Genomic DNA, 15199 nt, shown 5'->3' on the forward strand with positions numbered 1-15199 from the left:
GTTGGTTGAACTAAGTTCAGCATAACAATTAGTAGAGAATTAGCATATCGATGAAAGGGTAAAATAAAAAGCAGTTAACTTGCATGAAAAGTAATCTAAATCAAAAAGTCATCAAACTTTATTGTCTTATACTAAGACAAATTTTCCAGTACCAGTTACTAAGGGCGCGTATCGTACCCTTTTTTCAGCCTGCGGGAAAATATGTGGCTTTAGCTCCCAGCTTTTAGGCACCTGCTTACTAGGTGTTCTGTAGCGTCTGGGATGTCGTCTCGTGTTAGCCGAAGGTTAACATACAGAGCATAAATGGAAGTTAACGCGCAATGGCCCCCGCAATTACATAGGAAGTAAAAACATGTCTAGTAAGAACAAGACATTCTATAGAGATATGCGCCGAAAAGCGCAGGAATTCGACAACCGTGAAGAATTTTTGAACCACGATCTCAAAATTATGAGTTTTCGCCGTTGGGGGATCCATTTACCGCTTCGAGATTACAGTATTGAAATTGAAGATTGGGTACCTGCGCTAGCCGCCACCATAGGTAAAGTTGTAATGGTAACCGCAATGGTTGCAGCGTTCGCTGCACAGTTTGGTTTATCGCCAGAGTTTGTTGCTGAAAACGTACGTTATGAGCTGCTTATTGCAGGCGCCTTATTTGTAATTTTGTTCTCTGCTATTTTAAACCCCAATGCAAACTTGGCCGGTACTCATGGGCCAATGATCCCCTTAATTCCTTTAATTGCCGCCGCAGGAGGACACCCACTCGCGCTGGGTTTAATGGTGTGTGTATTTGGTTTGATTTTGGCTTATACCAAGGGGGGCTCTAAGTTAATGACACTAACCGGGGTTGGTGTTAGAGGGGGCTTGTTGATTTACCTTGGTGCTGTGGGCTTAATTGGTCAAATAAACAAAACCGAAGCTTGGGCATCTGCCGGTGACCAAGGTTACATATCGTTTGCGGTGATTGGCGTTACCGTTTTAGTGTATGCCTATTTAGCAAAAGTAGGTAAACGTTGGTTAGCTATTCCGCTTTGTTCAGCTTTAGCAGGCATTGTTGCCTATGTATGTGGAGCAGATTTTGCCTTTACCACCGCACCTGGCTTACCACATTTCAGCCCGTTTTACTGGTGGGGTGAAGATACTGGTTGGCAATTGGGTTGGCCTAATCTTCAGCACTTCATTGCGGTTATTCCTTTTGCCTTGCTTGCGGTAGCTATGTGGTCTCCAGACTATTTAGGTCACCGTGTATTCCAAGAGCTTAATTATCCGAAAGAAGCCAAAGGCGTGTTAATGGATGTGGATGACACCATGGTGGGTGCATCGGTGCGTCAAGGTGTTGGTGCATTATTGGGCGGAGGTAACTTAGCCTCATCGTGGGGAACCTACATGATCCCTGCTGCTATTGCTAAGCGCCCGATTCCCGGTGGCGCTTTGCTAACCGGTATCTTGTGTGTATTGGCATCGGTACTTGGTTATCCAATGGACTTAGCCATGTGGGAGCCAGTGTTGCGTGTTGCTCTTATCGTTGGGGTGTTCTTGCCTTTGCTTGAAGCTGGCATGCAAATGATTCACAAGCACAAAGATTCTTTAAGTGCCGGTATTTGTATTTTTGCCTGTGCCTTTGTTAACCCAGTGTTTGGTTGGGCCACTACCATGCTCCTAGATAACATGGGCTTAATTGGCGACCATGAGCGCGCTAAAGAACTATCGGCTAAAGATAAGTACCTTATTCCAGGCATTGCCTTTGTGATTTGTGTGGGTTCGCTAGCGATGGTGGGGCAGCTCCCTGGCATTCCAGCTTTAATTGGTAATTAAACGAGATAAATGCAATCTGGTTTAGCTACAAGGCAGCCTCGTTGGCTGCCTTTTTACTTCCTCAAGAAACACTAATACCAAAGTACCTTAACTACATTAATTGGGCTTTTACCTTTTGTTTTCTGACTAAAGCCGCTCGCTTTAAATGCCGATAAGCACTAATTCCAGTTGTTTTTGCTGATGTTTTTCGGTGTCGGATTTCTTTACACTTTATTCTTTGGTTAGGATCTAGCGCTGTAATGACCATATTTATGATGAATAGCGCTTTCATCAAAACATCATAAAAACATCATTTATTGAGTGGTATTTTGCGGTTGATTAAATTTTCGACGTAATATTCTGTAGAAAAATTTCATCATTTTAAATGCTGGTGTTTTTTACTTGCTTAAAGACAAATACCAGAACTTTTAGAAACAGCGGATGTATAGATATATAGCGCCTCGCCTAGCGGCTACTACTGCAAATTGTCATATAAACCTAGGCTAGAAGCGCTTTGATAAAGGTTTGCTTTGTCGATATAGCTTACACTTTGTGTGATCTGCATCACTTTGTGGTTTTGGTGTGCTAAAAATAAAATCTTTATAAAACATAGTCTTAATTATTTTATAAGTCTTTCTATAGATTTGGCTTAGTACTTGCGAAGAATCTAGTGCGTTAAAGGAATACCTTTTAATAACAGCAAAGGATCTGAGCAATGAAAGCACTACTATTAACCTTAACGACATTGTTTATGGCTATGTCGGCAAATGCAACGGTAATGTTAACTAGCGACAACCCAGTGCAAGCACCGGGAGTGGAAACCTATTTAGGTGATTTTCCAACACCTTTTAGTGATCCGACTGCTTTTCCTAACGTTCCTGTTGCTCAAAGCGTGTTTGACGCAGGCTCTGACATTCGAGCGGCATTTATGCTTGATCTTGATATGTTAGATGAAACTACAGATGAAGGTACTGGCAGCTACTTAAATGGCCTATTGGACCTCGAGTTTTACTGGTTTAATGGGGCTAATTTAGTGTGGCAAAACTATAACCCTTACTCTTGGGATCAAATCGAAGCTTGGCAGCCTACCTTTGATGTTCTTGCTGTATGGAGTGATAGCAGTTTGTTTGACGACGGCTTAGTAGAAAGTGGCGCTTGGACAGTGGTTGCTGCAGTTGAAGGAAGTGTAATTGGCGGTAAGCAATTTTCAGTTCCAGAACCAGCAAGTTATGCCTTAGTGCTATTTGGTTTACTTGCCATTGTGGGCAGAAGAATGCGCGGTTCATTATTCGCTAAATAAACTATAGCGGCTTACAGGGTCATTGAATTTTCATTTAATTAATCTTGTTAATAGCTGTTTTTATATGTAGTTTATATTTTGTTCGACGTTGTAACAGAAGGAGCCAATTATGGTTTACGTAAAACGGACTTTGACAGCAGCTTTGTTGCTTTCTAGTACCTATGCCGTTGCGGCCGATGCGCCTGCAGCACCAACGCTGTCTCCAAACGATTTGTTTGCAGCGATTAGTGCTGGAACGCCTATTACTACAGCTAACTTGTTAGCTAGTGCGGGTTTGCCAGACTTTGTGCCTAGCTTGCCGGGTAACGGCGGCGGCGCTGGTGGTGGTGGTTTAACGGCTTCACCAAACTAGTTGAATAAGTATTTAAAAAGAGAGCCTTAAGGCTCTCTTTTTTATTGTGCTGCTAATAGATTTATCTTTTGCCAAGCGTAAATTCATAAACTAAGTCTTGGGCACTTATTGAAAATTTTCCTGCATATATTCTTCAATTTTATTAGCTATGTTAATCAACTCATTTCTCAGCCAAGTATTTGCGGGATCTTGATTAACCTTTTTCGGCCAAATAAGGTAATTGGACACAGGTTTAAATTCGAATGGTGGTCTAAAAACCTGCAGCTGTAGCCGTTCTTCAAACTGTAACGCCATGGATAGAGGCACAGCAGACAGGTAGTGTGATTGGCTACACATCATAATATTGCTAAACAACGAACCACCGTGGTAAGCCACTCGCCGTTTGCTTAAATCAATATTGGTATAGTGGCTCATGGTGTAAAGGTGTTGTCGTTTTCTTTCTAATACTGCGTGCTCTTCTTGCATATACTGCGCTTCAGATAAGCTGCCTTGAATCCTAGGGTGGTCTTGGCTACATACCACCACAAAGTCGCCGTCATAGAGTTTCTGGCTATTCAAGCTTGGCTCTTTGGGCGGCAGAATATCAATCATTAGGTCGTATTCTTGCGTGATTAAAGCGTCGTATATGTTTTCTTCGTATACCGGTTGGTCGAACACTTCGAGGCTGATGTTTTTATTGGGCAGCTTGGCAAACTGATCGAGCAATACCCACTGTAAGTGCTCGGGAGCGGTTATTACAAAATTTCGTTTTGAGTGAGCAGCGTCAAACTGTCCAAAGGAGTGGAACACCGAATTAAGTTGCTGCAGCGGCTCTTGAATTTGCGCGTAAAGGTTTACCGAATAATTGGTGGGGGCAACGCCGCGACCACTGCGAATAAACAGTTCCTGCTGTACCTCATTTTTTAGGCGCCCTAGCATAGTTGAAATGGTCGACTGATTTGTATTTAGGTGCTCTGCTGCCTTGCTCAAACTGCCATGCTCCATTACCGCTGCAAATGCCGCCAGCAAATTGTATTTGGGGATATCGTTGTGCATTTTGCTCACCGTATTTAACGCTAGTGCTAAAGCTCTTATAAGTAATTATCGTATTTACGATAGTTTGAAATCATATCAGCCTATTTTTTAATGCTCCAGATATAAATAAAGTGGCTGCAATTTCATAATTGTAAGGCTTTAAGGTTGAACTATGACAAATCGATGTAAGCAGGTGTTATTGCCACTAGCTATTTCTAGTACTTTGCTTGTAGCGGGATATACCCAAGCAACACCCGTAATCGAAGCTAGCTCTAGCGTAGGACAAGAACTGCAAACGAGTGCAGCAAGCCAATACCAAAATATTGATTTAGGTGCTCGCTATAACGACGGCGTGTTGATTGAGCATTCATCAAACCTGTTCTGGGGTAAAGGTGAGCGAATCAAGGTATTGTCTAAAACCGGTGAGACGTTAGCTTACACGGCTGAATCTGAGCATGTTCACCCAACGTTGACTAAACATAGCCGCAAGATGGATCAAGCCATCATTCAGGTAGATCACAATGTTTACCTAGGCTACGGATTTGGTATTGATACACCAGTTATGATTGAAGGTGATGATGGCATCATCATTGTTGATCCTGGTGAGTCTGTAGAGATGGCTGAGTCGGTTAAACAGCAATTTAGGCAAATCACCACTAAGCCTGTGAAAGCAATAATTTACTCGCACAATCATATCGACCACATCTCTGGTGTGCGAGCTTGGGTTAGCGATGAAGAGGTAAGCTCTGGTGCAGTTAAAATTATTGCTCAGGACGGCCTAACCGATGCGGTAGCAAACTGGTCATCTAACCTTGGTACCTTGTTTGGTCACCGTACTTCATACACTGGGGCAAAGCATGTTGAAGAGGGCGAACACGGTACCGTAAACGACGGTCTTGGCCCGCGCTTTATGCAGGGCGCTATTTCTTTTATTGAGCCTAATACACTAATTGCGGCCAACGCTACCTTAGATATCACTATTGCTGGCGTGCACATGCAAATTGTAAACGTACCTTCTGAGACTAAAGACGAAGTGGTTGTTTACTTACCCGAGCAAAAAATCCTGCATGCTGCGGAAGTATTACAAGGTGAGAACTTCCCTAACTTACACACTATTCGTGGTACTAAGTTCCGCGACCCAGCAATGTGGTTTAAAGGTATTGATGTGATGCGTCAGTTTGATACTGAAATCATGATCAACTCACATGGCCGTCCAGTTGAAGGTAAAGCAGCAGTAGCTAACGTTTTAACGGCTTATCGAGATGCGATTCAATATACCCATGACCAAACTATTCGTTACATGAATAAAGGATTAACACCTGACGAATTAGTTGAAGTGGTGAAGTTACCTAAGCATCTAGCAGAGCATCCTTGGTTAGGCGAGCACTACGGCACCGTTGCGCATGCTGTTCGTCAGATTTACGTTGGCTATGTGGGCTTCTTTGAAGCTGATCCTTGGCAACTAGAACCGATGGCTTATCAGCAACGCGCTAAGGCTTTTGTTGAGCTAATGGGCGGACGTGACAACATTATCAACACAGCAAAAGCGGCAATTGAAGCCAAAAACTACACTTTTGCCGCAGAGATCCTATCGTACCCAATTACCGTGAATAAAGACGATATGCAGGCTCGCCAGCTTAAGGCCGATGCTTATAAAGCCTGGTCTGCTGAGCAAGTAAACATTAATTGGCGTAACTGGGCTCTTAATGCTGCAGCTGAGCTAGAGGGAGAGCGTGATTTCTCTAACCTAATTAGTTTTGCCTCGGTTGACGTATTAACGGCGCTACCAAGCAAACAAATCTTCGACATGATGACCGCTACCTTAATTGCTGAAAAAACCATAGATGTGAACATGTCTATGAGCTACAGCTTTGCTGATACTGGTGAGTCTTTCACTATTGAGATCCGCAATGGTATTGCTCAGTTACATGAAGAAGTGCTAACTGAGGCCAATGTGCAGATCAACACATCTCGTGCAGTGCTTAACCAAATACTCATGGCTGGACCAAATGCACTGCAAGTGATCGCCCGCAATATGGAAACAGGCAGCTTTAGTTTTGCAGAAGGCAGCATTAAAGACTTCGGTTTATTCATGAGCTACTTTGACCAAGCAACTCGCCCACAAGACTTAATGCTAATTGTACGCTAAGCAAAGCTGGTAAGGGGCCCTTGTGGCCCCTCTTTTGAGGGGACTCAGATGTTTAGATTGTTTAGCTATCTTTTGGCCATTATTCCAATCGCAGTATCTGCATGTGGCCTTCACCAGAGTACCGGTTTGTATTTACAGACCGAACCTGGCTCTTTAGCGGTAGTTGAAAGTGTTGTAAACGCGAGAATGCGTGACGCTTTAGGCAATGCTAATAAGCCTGAGCAATTTCGGCTTTATTTGTTTATGCGTAGCCTAGCTAAAGCTAATCCAGACAAAATTAGTTTTAGCTTATTTGAGGCAATTAAAGGGCACTATCGACAAATTTTGCTTGAGCCAAAGCTGAAAATTGTGGGGCGTGATACCCGGCCTAGTCAACAAGAGTTGCTGGTGATCACCGAGCTGGATGTATTAGACGCACTTGCATCAGGAACGCTAAGTTGGCGGCAGGCGCACGCTCAAGGTTTGATTGCCATAAATGGCAATGCCGAGGATGTAGCGCAACTAGAGCGTTGGTTTGCATCGCTGTTTTTAGCTAGGGCTTAAACATTAAGGCGTTGGCAAGATTTTTTGAACATTGCTAGCGGCTTTCAACTTTATTTTGAGGAGGGCTTTATGCGCCTACTTCGCACGATTATTTCTAAGATCCGCATCATCTTTATGGTGTTAGTTAAGTTTACCTGCTTCATGTTGGTGATGCTGGGTGGTGCTTATTTGTTAGCCCCAATGGGAACGATCAATTCTAAAGACATCGACATGAGCATCTACAGCAACACACCTAATCACACCATGATGGTGTTATTTAACTCTGAGTATTTTAGTGGGTACCTGTTTGCCGTCACTATCGCCTTAGTAGGGTTTGTGGCTTATTTGCTGTGGGAGTTACACGAAGTAGCAGTGCATAAAGCACATGAGAAAAAAAGTGCACATATTCAATTGGTTTTTGCTTTGTCGTTATGTGGCCTATTTCTGCATAAGGCTTGGTGGGTGTTAGCCATCATTATTGCTTTTGCTAACTGGGCACATATTGGCGCGTCGATTAGCAAGATTATTAGTAATGGCAGACAAAAAGCGCATTCTCCTCGTCGTCCATCCGAACATTCAGAGGCCTAAGCAATGAAAGAGGTAATGATTCCTTACATCCTAATTATGTGGATTTTAGTTTCTACTGGGGCGATTAAATGGACATTAAAAAGCGCGTTTTGGATTGTATCTGGTGGACTTATGATCTTGGTATTGCTAGGCGTGCTTTCTCGCCTATGGGCGCCGGTAGATTTAAGTTACTCATCAACGGTTAAAGCTCCGCATTCGGTATTGTCGCCGCTATTGCGCGAACAAATCGATAAAATTCATGTAGAGCATAATCAATACGTTAAACAAGGTGAGGTGATTTACACCCTTATCGACACAACGTCGAGTGCCGAGTTAGAGAAGATAAAGGCCTCTATTGTTAAACAAGAAGAGGCTATTGCCCAGTTGAAGCGTGATGTGGCTAGGGCTAAAAAATCACCAGAAATTTTCAAACAGCGTGAGGTTGAGTACTACCATTCGCAATTACGTATTGCTAATTCGGCACTCGCTTCGCTACATGCAGACGCTAAAAAAACTGAGTTTGAACAGGAAAGGAAAACAATTCGTGCGCCATTTGATGGCCAAGTTGCAGTGGTTAATGTGGCCGACGGAAGCCGCGTGGGCAACATGCATATATACGATACTGGGCGCAAATTTATGGAAATGCGTATTCCGGATCAAACCTATCGTTACGTTGAGGTAGGGCAGTTTGCTGAGTTTTATGTAGACGCCTATCCAGGCGAGATTTTCCGAGCTAGAGTTCACAGCCTTACTGCAGGTACCGGAGAGTCAGCGGTCTCACCAATGCAGGGCCCGCAAAGTGTTCGCCAACATGTGGGAGCAAACGCCAGCTCGCATGGCCGAACGGTAATATTAGAAATTGTTGAACCCGAAGGTAAAGTTATCCCTATTGGCGCTACGGGTTCGGCGTGGATTTCGGCTAATAAACCGCATCCATTCTTCGGCTTTATTGATGTTATTGGCGCGGCTACGGTGCGCCTGCACTCTTATAAGTCTTACTTAAACGCGATGTAATAGCTGTTTAAAAGTACGCCCATTGTGAGGGCGTACAACACACGTTCCATTCCCCACTTATTATTTTTTACAGCACTAATTTTGCTTAGTGCTGAACTTAGGTTATTCATGAATACAATCAAAATGCTGCTGCTAGTAAGTGCTTCCTTCTTATTTGGAAAAGCTTATGCCGGCGCTTACATGTTCCCCGAACTTGGCATGATGAGCATTAGCACTGCTGGTGCAGGGGCTCAAGCCGTTGCCGAAGGCGCTGAAACAGCTTTTGCTAACCCTGCTGCCATGACGGAACTTAACACCACCACACTTGCATTTAATGTGCAGGGTATGGTGTCTAACATTAACTATACCGACAATGGTTCAACTGGCGTGTTTGCGGGTGGGGAATCATTTTCGAAAGCTGGTACTGCGATGCCGGTGGGATCTATATATGCCGTTACTCCGCTTTACGATCGTTGGTCTGTTGGTTTAGCTATAGCATCTGCCGGCGGTTCCATTATTGATTATGGGCCGAATTTCGCAGGTTCTCTATTGCTACAAGATGCGCAGTTAACCACTGTACAGTTTAATCCTAGCATTGCTTACCAAGTGAATAATGACTGGTCGATAGGTTTAGGCTTGGTTGCTGAATATGGCGTATTAGAACAAAACTTTGCAGGTCACTCCGATTCCTTTTTACCTTCAGTCTCGGCAGAAGGTAGCAGTATCGAGTTTGGTTACACCCTTAGCAGCCTCTATAAATTTAATGACGACAATCGTATCGGCTTTACTTATCGCTCTGAGTTAAACCACGATATGGATGGTGATATTAGCTCTGACAATCGCAGCAGTTCTTCATCCATTAACATTATTATGCCAGCTGTGGCCATTGTTAGTGGTTATCACCAACTTGAAAGCAAACCTGCTTTATTATGGAGTTTAGGCTGGAGCGATTTTAGCAAAGTGTCTGAAACAGCTATTTCGCTGGCTAATCGTGAAGCAGGCATCGCGCGAGAATGGCAAGACACCTTTTCTGCCAGTGTTGGTATGCATTACCCCTTAAACCAGCAGTGGCGCTTAGAAAGTGGTGTATATTACGAGACATCATCGCAAGATGATCCGAGCTTACAATACCCAGATGTGCCTACCGGAGAGTTATGGAAACTTGGGCTTGGTGCTAGCTACAAGATTAACCAAAATTGGCGGATGCAAATGTATTACGAGTACTACTACGGCGGCACCCCAAGTATTGATTACACCTTATTCGAAGGCTCAGCTGCGGAAAGCTCGTTAAAAGGTGATTATGAGGCGGCAGTTCATTTCTTTGGTGTATTGTTTAACTACCAGTTCTAGTTTGTGGTATTAAGCGCAAGGCAATAAAAAACCAGCATGTAATTGCTGGTTTTTTTATGAAGAGGAAACTGGTTTAGCTAAGCTTACTTCACTTCTTCGCCTTTGGCTTGTAAGTCAGCGTGGTAGCTTGAGCGCACTAATGGCCCACAAGCTGCGTGAGTAAAGCCCATGGCCTCTGCTTTTTCTTTTAGTTCATCGAACTCTTCTGGCGGCACGTAACGCGCTACTGGTAGGTGATGACGGCTAGGTTGCAAGTATTGGCCAAGCGTTAGCATGGTTACGCCGTGTTCGCGTAAATCACGCATAACCTGCAGGATCTCTTCATTGGTTTCGCCAAGCCCCATCATTAAGCCTGATTTAGTAGGCACATTGGGGTGTAGCTCTTTGAAACGCTTTAGCAGCGTTAATGACCATTGGTAATCTGAACCTGGGCGAACTTGCTTGTATAAACCTGGAGCTGTTTCTAAGTTATGGTTAAAAACATCTGGTGGGTTTTTGTCTAAGATTTCTAAAGCGCGATCCATACGGCCTTTAAAATCAGGTACCAAGGTTTCTATTTGAATATGTGGGCTGCGTTGGCGAATTTCACTCACACACTCAGCAAAGTGGGCGGCACCGCCATCACGCAAGTCGTCGCGGTCTACCGAGGTAATTACCACATACTTAAGCTTCATGTCGGCAATGGTGGCAGCTAACTTGGCAGGTTCTTCGGCATCAAGTGCTAAAGGCTTACCGTGGCCAACATCGCAGAATGGGCAACGACGAGTACAAATGTCACCCATAATCATAAAGGTAGCAGTACCGTGGTTAAAACACTCTGCCAAGTTTGGGCAAGATGCTTCTTCACATACCGAGTGCAAATTATGCTTGCGCATAGCACTTTTAATTTCATTGATTCGAGTGCTATCAGAAGGAAGTTTAATACGCATCCAATCTGGCTTACGTAACATGGTTTCCTTTTCCGAGGGTATTACCTTCACTGGAATAAATGCCATTTTGTCGGCATCGCGAAGTTTTACTCCGGGCTCCATACGCACTTTTTTTGCACTCATAGTGTGGGTAGTCCTTGTTGATGTTCTGTACTGCTATAAGCCAGCTGCTTCACTAACACCGTGCTAAGGTGTTCGGCAACCTGACTAATGTTTGGGCTAGCAACATAGTCGCTAATTTGTGCCATTTCTAAACCGGCATAACCACAAGGGTTAATTTGCAAAAACGGACTTAGGTCCATGTCTACGTTTAATGCTAAACCGTGGAAAGAGCAGCCTTTGCGAATACGTAAACCTAAAGAGGCTATTTTCTTCTGGTCTACATACACACCGGGTGCGTCTTTTTTGGCAAAAGCCTCAATCTTATAATGACTAAGGGTTTCGATGATGCTTTGTTCGATAATGGTGACTAAGTCGCGAACACCAAGTTTACGGCGACGCAAGTTGAGCAAGGGGTAAGCCACTAGTTGGCCAGGACCATGGTAAGTGACCTGACCGCCTCTATCTGCTTGCACAACTGGGATGTCGCTATTGGCTAGTAGGTGTTCCGCTTTACCCGCCTGACCTTGAGTAAACACTGGCTGGTGCTCTACCAGCCACAATTCGTCATCCTGCTCAGCGCTGCGTTGATCAGTAAAATCACGCATAGCTTGCAAGATGCTTGAATAGTCTTGAAGGCCTAGTTGGCGAATGATTAAGCGGTTTTGCTCAGGCATTATAGTACGTGGCGTACGTCTTCAATGGCACCAATTTGGGTGTAAAGGCTCTCAATGTGTTGTTTGCTGGTAACTTTAACCACCAAGGTAATTGATTTGTAATTGCCTTTACTGCTTGGACGCGTTTTAGGGCTGTAATCACCCGGCGCTAAACCTTGAATAACACTTAATACTTCATCTTCTAAAGTGTTGTTGTTTACGCCCATGATTTTAAAAGTAAAATCACATGGAAACTCTAAATATTCATCAAATTTAGTTTGCATTTCTGACCTAAGAATACTGATTTAAGCCGCGATTTTTGGTCGAGCTAGAAATAAAAAACGCGTTATTCTAACGCGTTTTTGTGAGCTTTGCCTAAAATTTCCGCCAATTGGCTTAGAGTTTATGCATTGGTCTTATTGCTTAACTAAATAAAGACGCAAAGAACAACTTAATGTAATCCAGTAAACGTTTGAAGATCCCGCCTTGTTCTACTTCTTGCAGAACAACTAATGGGTACTCGGCAACATCTTCTTCACCTACTTGGAAATACACAGAGCCTACAGTTTGACCTTGGCTTAATGGCGCTTTAAGCTCTTCTTTTAGCTCAAAGCTTGCTTGAAGCTGACTGGCTTGGCCGCGCGGTAGGGTAAGGGCGATATCTTGGTTAACACCTAAAGATACCGTGTCTTGGTCGGCCATCCATACCGTTTGTTCTACAAAGCTGTCGCCAGCTTTATAAGGTTTAACGGTTTCGAAAAATCTAAAGCCCCAATTAAGTAGCTTTTTACTCTCGGCTGCACGAGCTTTCGCAGAGTTAGTTCCCATAACTACTGCTACTAGACGCATGTCTTGGTTGGTAGCTGAAGAAACTAAGCTATAACCAGCCTTGCTAGTATGGCCAGTTTTCATGCCATCTACATTTAGGCTTTTATCCCATAGTAGTGTATTGCGGTTGTGCTGAGTAATACCGTTAAAAGTGAATGATTTCTCTTTGTAAATGGCGTACTCATCTGGCACATCGCGGATCATCGCTGTGGCCAAAATTGCCATATCTTTAGCAGTGGTATATTGCTCGGTGCTATCTAGACCGTGGCTGTTAGCGAAGTGAGTATTTACCATGCCTAAGTGGCCAGCCCAAGAATTCATTAAGCTGGTGAATGAGTCTTCGCTGCCGGCGATATGTTCTGCCATGGCTACGCAGGCATCGTTACCTGATTGAATAATGATGCCGCGATTTAAGTCAGCAACTTTGACTTGCTTGCCTACTTCGATAAACATTTTTGACGAATCAGGGAAGTTCTTCGACCAAGCTTTTTCGCTAATGGTTACCATGCCATTTGGGTCAAGCTTGCCCGATTTGATTTCTTTACCAATGATGTAGCTGGTCATGATTTTGGTTAAGCTGGCTGGCGCTAGGCTGTCTTCTTCATTTTCGGCAGCGAGCACTCGGCCTGAGTCAAAATCTACTAAGTAGTAGGCTTTGGCTGAAACAATAGGAGCATTAGGGATAACTTGAGGAGCGGCATAAGCTACGCTCATGCTACTTGCAATCAGAAGCGCAGAGGCGCAGCTAACACGCTGAAATACATTTTTTATCATGGTTGGCTCTTTGGCTTGTTAGTCAATAAACACGGACGGCAAACACTATAACAAAACTTTTCGGCAGTTTGTTAGTATCCTGCTCTAAATCCACTAGTTTGCTTTTAGATTAATGATATAAGCGTCTTTATAGGGACCTTTACGCATGTTTGCCAGGTACTTCTCGGCGCTTAATACATCGTAATAGGGGCCCAATCGCAGTTTCTGCCAGCCATTCTCGGTAACTAATTGAGTGCTTAAGCCTTCAGCTTGTAACTGTTGCTGGTGTTGCTCTAATACTTGCTGATTTTTACTGGCGAGCAGTTGAACATAGTATTGCTGAGCACCCGGTTGAGGCTTTGCGGCGGTATTATCGTTATCAAAACGCAACAGCTTAATTTTTACTTTGGCAGTACCCGATTTAAGCATGTCGAGCTTGTAAGCCGCAGCATAGGATAAATCGATGATGCGTTTTTGGTGAAAAGGACCACGGTCATTAACTCGCACAATAACGGTTTTGTTATTGCTTAAGTTGGTAACTTCTACATAGCTAGGCAGTGGCAAGTTTTTGTGGGCAGCCGACATACTATACATGTCGTAAATCTCACCGTTGGAGGTGAGGTGACCATGAAACTTTTTGCCGTACCAGGACGCTTCCCCTTCAACTTCGTGCTGCTCTATATCGCGCCATACTTGATAGCTTTTCCCTCGTACTGTGTAGTCACGGTTACCTTGGCGGCTGTATGGTTCAAAACGAGGGATGGGGTTTTCAATATGATCTAGCTCTGGAGCTGAATCGGGTGCCTTGTCATTACTCATCCCATAGCGCTGATCGCTTGGTGAAGAGCTACAAGCACTAAGCAGTGCGGCTAAGGCAACACTGCTCAAGTAAACGGTGACAAGGCGTTTAAACTTAATTGGCATTAGTTTGCGCCTGAGCCTTTCGTAGTTGCTCACTAAATTGATACACGGCCATGGCATAAAGCGGGCTGCGGTTATAGCGAGTAATCACATAGAAGTTATGTTCCGCTAACCAATAACTGTTGCCTTCAGCTTCTTCCAGCTCTAGCAGTTTAACGGGGGTGTTATTTGTTAAGCTCGCTTCGGTTTTAATTCCAGCTTGAGACAGCTCTTGCCAAGTATTATTAATTTCTAACTTTTTGCTTAACCATGGTTTGGCTTGTGTAGTGTTTGACTCAGCGGCATGCACTACGGGTTTGCCTAATTGCCAACGGTGTTTAGCAAAGTAGTTAGCTACGCTGCCTATGGCATCAACTGGGTTGTTTAGCATGTCTACTTTGCCATCGTTATCAAAATCTACGCCGTAATGGATATAGCTAGAAGGGATAAATTGACCAAAACCCATTGCGCCAGCGTACGAACCTTTAACTTCGTCTAAGGCCCAGCCTTGTTGTTCTGCTAAACGAATGTAATACGCGAACTCTTTGCTAAAAAACTGGCCGCGTTTAGGGTAATGGAAACCTAAAGTATACAAGGCATCAATGACTGGGTAAGTTCCCTTGTGTCGCCCGTAGTAGGTCTCAACGCCAATAATGGCAACTATTATTTGAGCTGGAACTTTAAACTCTTTTTCAGCGCGCTCTATGGTTTCTTGGTGCTCTTGCCAAAAGGCTAAGCCAGCTGCTAAACGTTCTTCGGTAAGGAATAAATCGCGGTAAAGGTGCCAAGGTTTGGCTTCCCATGGGCGAGTAATTGCATCGATTACCGCTTGCTGATAGGTGGCTTGCTCGGCGGCTTTTTCTAAGCTTTCGAGCGGAATATCAAGTTCTTGGCTTAATGCTTCAATACGTTGCTGCTGTTCGGTGTTGGCCAAGGCAGAAAATGACCAGATTTGAGACAGAGCAAGTAATAAGCAACAACATAAGCGCATAGCA

At 44.0% G+C, this 15199-nt stretch carries 15 protein-coding genes; 8 read left to right on the forward strand and 7 right to left on the reverse strand.

Annotated features, from left to right (window positions below; all coding sequences use genetic code 11):
• Positions 1-352: 352 nt before the first annotated feature.
• From OAG1_RS06910 to OAG1_RS06920, 3 genes are all read left to right on the forward strand, one after another.
• A complete protein-coding gene (locus OAG1_RS06910) occupies positions 353-1813 on the forward strand; it encodes a DUF3360 family protein (RefSeq protein WP_152781546.1) in 1461 nt (486 codons plus the stop codon).
• A gap of 694 nt (positions 1814-2507) precedes the next feature.
• Positions 2508-3092, forward strand: coding sequence for a PEP-CTERM sorting domain-containing protein (locus OAG1_RS06915; protein WP_338625169.1), 585 nt, complete (start codon positions 2508-2510; stop codon positions 3090-3092).
• Between the two features lie 109 nt (positions 3093-3201).
• Complete coding sequence (locus tag OAG1_RS06920) at positions 3202-3444, forward strand: hypothetical protein (protein WP_016402214.1); 243 nt, start codon at positions 3202-3204, stop codon at positions 3442-3444.
• A gap of 105 nt (positions 3445-3549) precedes the next feature.
• On the opposite strand, the gene OAG1_RS06925 is transcribed toward OAG1_RS06920, so the two are convergent.
• Entirely contained in the window at positions 3550-4479 is a 930-nt protein-coding gene (locus OAG1_RS06925) for a LysR family transcriptional regulator (protein ID WP_338625171.1), read from the reverse strand.
• A gap of 151 nt (positions 4480-4630) precedes the next feature.
• Here OAG1_RS06925 and OAG1_RS06930 point away from each other — a divergent pair, with 151 nt between their 5' ends.
• The 5 genes from OAG1_RS06930 (at position 4631) to OAG1_RS06950 (ending at position 10039) form a co-directional block, all read left to right on the forward strand.
• On the forward strand, positions 4631-6607 hold the full coding sequence (locus OAG1_RS06930; RefSeq protein ID WP_338625173.1) for an alkyl sulfatase dimerization domain-containing protein: 1977 nt from the start codon (positions 4631-4633) through the stop codon (positions 6605-6607).
• A 48-nt stretch (positions 6608-6655) separates the two neighbouring features.
• The gene (locus tag OAG1_RS06935) at positions 6656-7150 is read left to right on the forward strand and encodes a hypothetical protein (RefSeq protein WP_338625175.1); all 495 of its coding nucleotides are present in this window, start codon (positions 6656-6658) and stop codon (positions 7148-7150) included.
• Positions 7151-7219: 69 nt separating this feature from the next.
• Positions 7220-7717, forward strand: coding sequence for a magnesium transporter (locus OAG1_RS06940; RefSeq protein WP_338625177.1), 498 nt, complete (start codon positions 7220-7222; stop codon positions 7715-7717).
• A gap of 3 nt (positions 7718-7720) precedes the next feature.
• A complete protein-coding gene (locus tag OAG1_RS06945) occupies positions 7721-8710 on the forward strand; it encodes an efflux RND transporter periplasmic adaptor subunit (protein WP_016402209.1) in 990 nt (329 codons plus the stop codon).
• A gap of 108 nt (positions 8711-8818) precedes the next feature.
• On the forward strand, positions 8819-10039 hold the full coding sequence (locus tag OAG1_RS06950) for an outer membrane protein transport protein (RefSeq protein WP_338625180.1): 1221 nt from the start codon (positions 8819-8821) through the stop codon (positions 10037-10039).
• 83 nt (positions 10040-10122) lie between these two features.
• Here OAG1_RS06950 and lipA read toward each other — a convergent pair whose 3' ends face one another.
• The 6 genes from lipA to mltB all read right to left on the reverse strand — a co-directional run bounded on the left by lipA (position 10123) and on the right by mltB (position 15195).
• A complete protein-coding gene (lipA, locus tag OAG1_RS06955; RefSeq protein WP_016402207.1) occupies positions 10123-11091 on the reverse strand; it encodes a lipoyl synthase in 969 nt (322 codons plus the stop codon).
• Positions 11088-11744 (reverse strand): lipoyl(octanoyl) transferase LipB, encoded by a 657-nt coding sequence (gene lipB / locus OAG1_RS06960; RefSeq protein WP_338625183.1) that lies wholly within the window; start codon positions 11742-11744, stop codon positions 11088-11090. The genes lipA and lipB overlap by 4 nt, the downstream gene beginning before the upstream one ends.
• The gene (gene ybeD / locus OAG1_RS06965; RefSeq protein ID WP_016402205.1) at positions 11744-12007 is read right to left on the reverse strand and encodes a DUF493 family protein YbeD; all 264 of its coding nucleotides are present in this window, start codon (positions 12005-12007) and stop codon (positions 11744-11746) included. Before ybeD ends, lipB begins: the two co-directional genes overlap by 1 nt.
• A 139-nt stretch (positions 12008-12146) precedes the next feature.
• Complete coding sequence (locus tag OAG1_RS06970) at positions 12147-13325, reverse strand: serine hydrolase (protein WP_016402204.1); 1179 nt, start codon at positions 13323-13325, stop codon at positions 12147-12149.
• Positions 13326-13418: 93 nt separating this feature from the next.
• On the reverse strand, positions 13419-14228 hold the full coding sequence (locus tag OAG1_RS06975) for a septal ring lytic transglycosylase RlpA family protein (protein WP_338625187.1): 810 nt from the start codon (positions 14226-14228) through the stop codon (positions 13419-13421).
• Complete coding sequence (gene mltB / locus OAG1_RS06980) at positions 14218-15195, reverse strand: lytic murein transglycosylase B (protein WP_338625189.1); 978 nt, start codon at positions 15193-15195, stop codon at positions 14218-14220. Before mltB ends, OAG1_RS06975 begins: the two co-directional genes overlap by 11 nt.
• Positions 15196-15199: the final 4 nt, after the last annotated feature.

Origin of the sequence: Agarivorans sp. OAG1 (assembly GCF_037076485.1) — a bacterium.
Classification (GTDB): Bacteria; Pseudomonadota; Gammaproteobacteria; order Enterobacterales; family Celerinatantimonadaceae; genus Agarivorans; species Agarivorans albus.

Coding starts and splice junctions, on each gene's coding strand:
- OAG1_RS06910 (WP_152781546.1), top strand. CDS start 353: ATGTCTAGTAAGAACAAGACATTCTATAGAGATATGCGCCGAAAAGCG.
- OAG1_RS06915 (WP_338625169.1), top strand. CDS start 2,508: ATGAAAGCACTACTATTAACCTTAACGACATTGTTTATGGCTATGTCG.
- OAG1_RS06920 (WP_016402214.1), top strand. CDS start 3,202: ATGGTTTACGTAAAACGGACTTTGACAGCAGCTTTGTTGCTTTCTAGT.
- OAG1_RS06925 (WP_338625171.1), bottom strand. CDS start 4,479: ATGCACAACGATATCCCCAAATACAATTTGCTGGCGGCATTTGCAGCG.
- OAG1_RS06930 (WP_338625173.1), top strand. CDS start 4,631: ATGACAAATCGATGTAAGCAGGTGTTATTGCCACTAGCTATTTCTAGT.
- OAG1_RS06935 (WP_338625175.1), top strand. CDS start 6,656: ATGTTTAGATTGTTTAGCTATCTTTTGGCCATTATTCCAATCGCAGTA.
- OAG1_RS06940 (WP_338625177.1), top strand. CDS start 7,220: ATGCGCCTACTTCGCACGATTATTTCTAAGATCCGCATCATCTTTATG.
- OAG1_RS06945 (WP_016402209.1), top strand. CDS start 7,721: ATGAAAGAGGTAATGATTCCTTACATCCTAATTATGTGGATTTTAGTT.
- OAG1_RS06950 (WP_338625180.1), top strand. CDS start 8,819: ATGAATACAATCAAAATGCTGCTGCTAGTAAGTGCTTCCTTCTTATTT.
- lipA (WP_016402207.1), bottom strand. CDS start 11,091: ATGAGTGCAAAAAAAGTGCGTATGGAGCCCGGAGTAAAACTTCGCGAT.
- lipB (WP_338625183.1), bottom strand. CDS start 11,744: ATGCCTGAGCAAAACCGCTTAATCATTCGCCAACTAGGCCTTCAAGAC.
- ybeD (WP_016402205.1), bottom strand. CDS start 12,007: ATGCAAACTAAATTTGATGAATATTTAGAGTTTCCATGTGATTTTACT.
- OAG1_RS06970 (WP_016402204.1), bottom strand. CDS start 13,325: ATGATAAAAAATGTATTTCAGCGTGTTAGCTGCGCCTCTGCGCTTCTG.
- OAG1_RS06975 (WP_338625187.1), bottom strand. CDS start 14,228: ATGCCAATTAAGTTTAAACGCCTTGTCACCGTTTACTTGAGCAGTGTT.
- mltB (WP_338625189.1), bottom strand. CDS start 15,195: ATGCGCTTATGTTGTTGCTTATTACTTGCTCTGTCTCAAATCTGGTCA.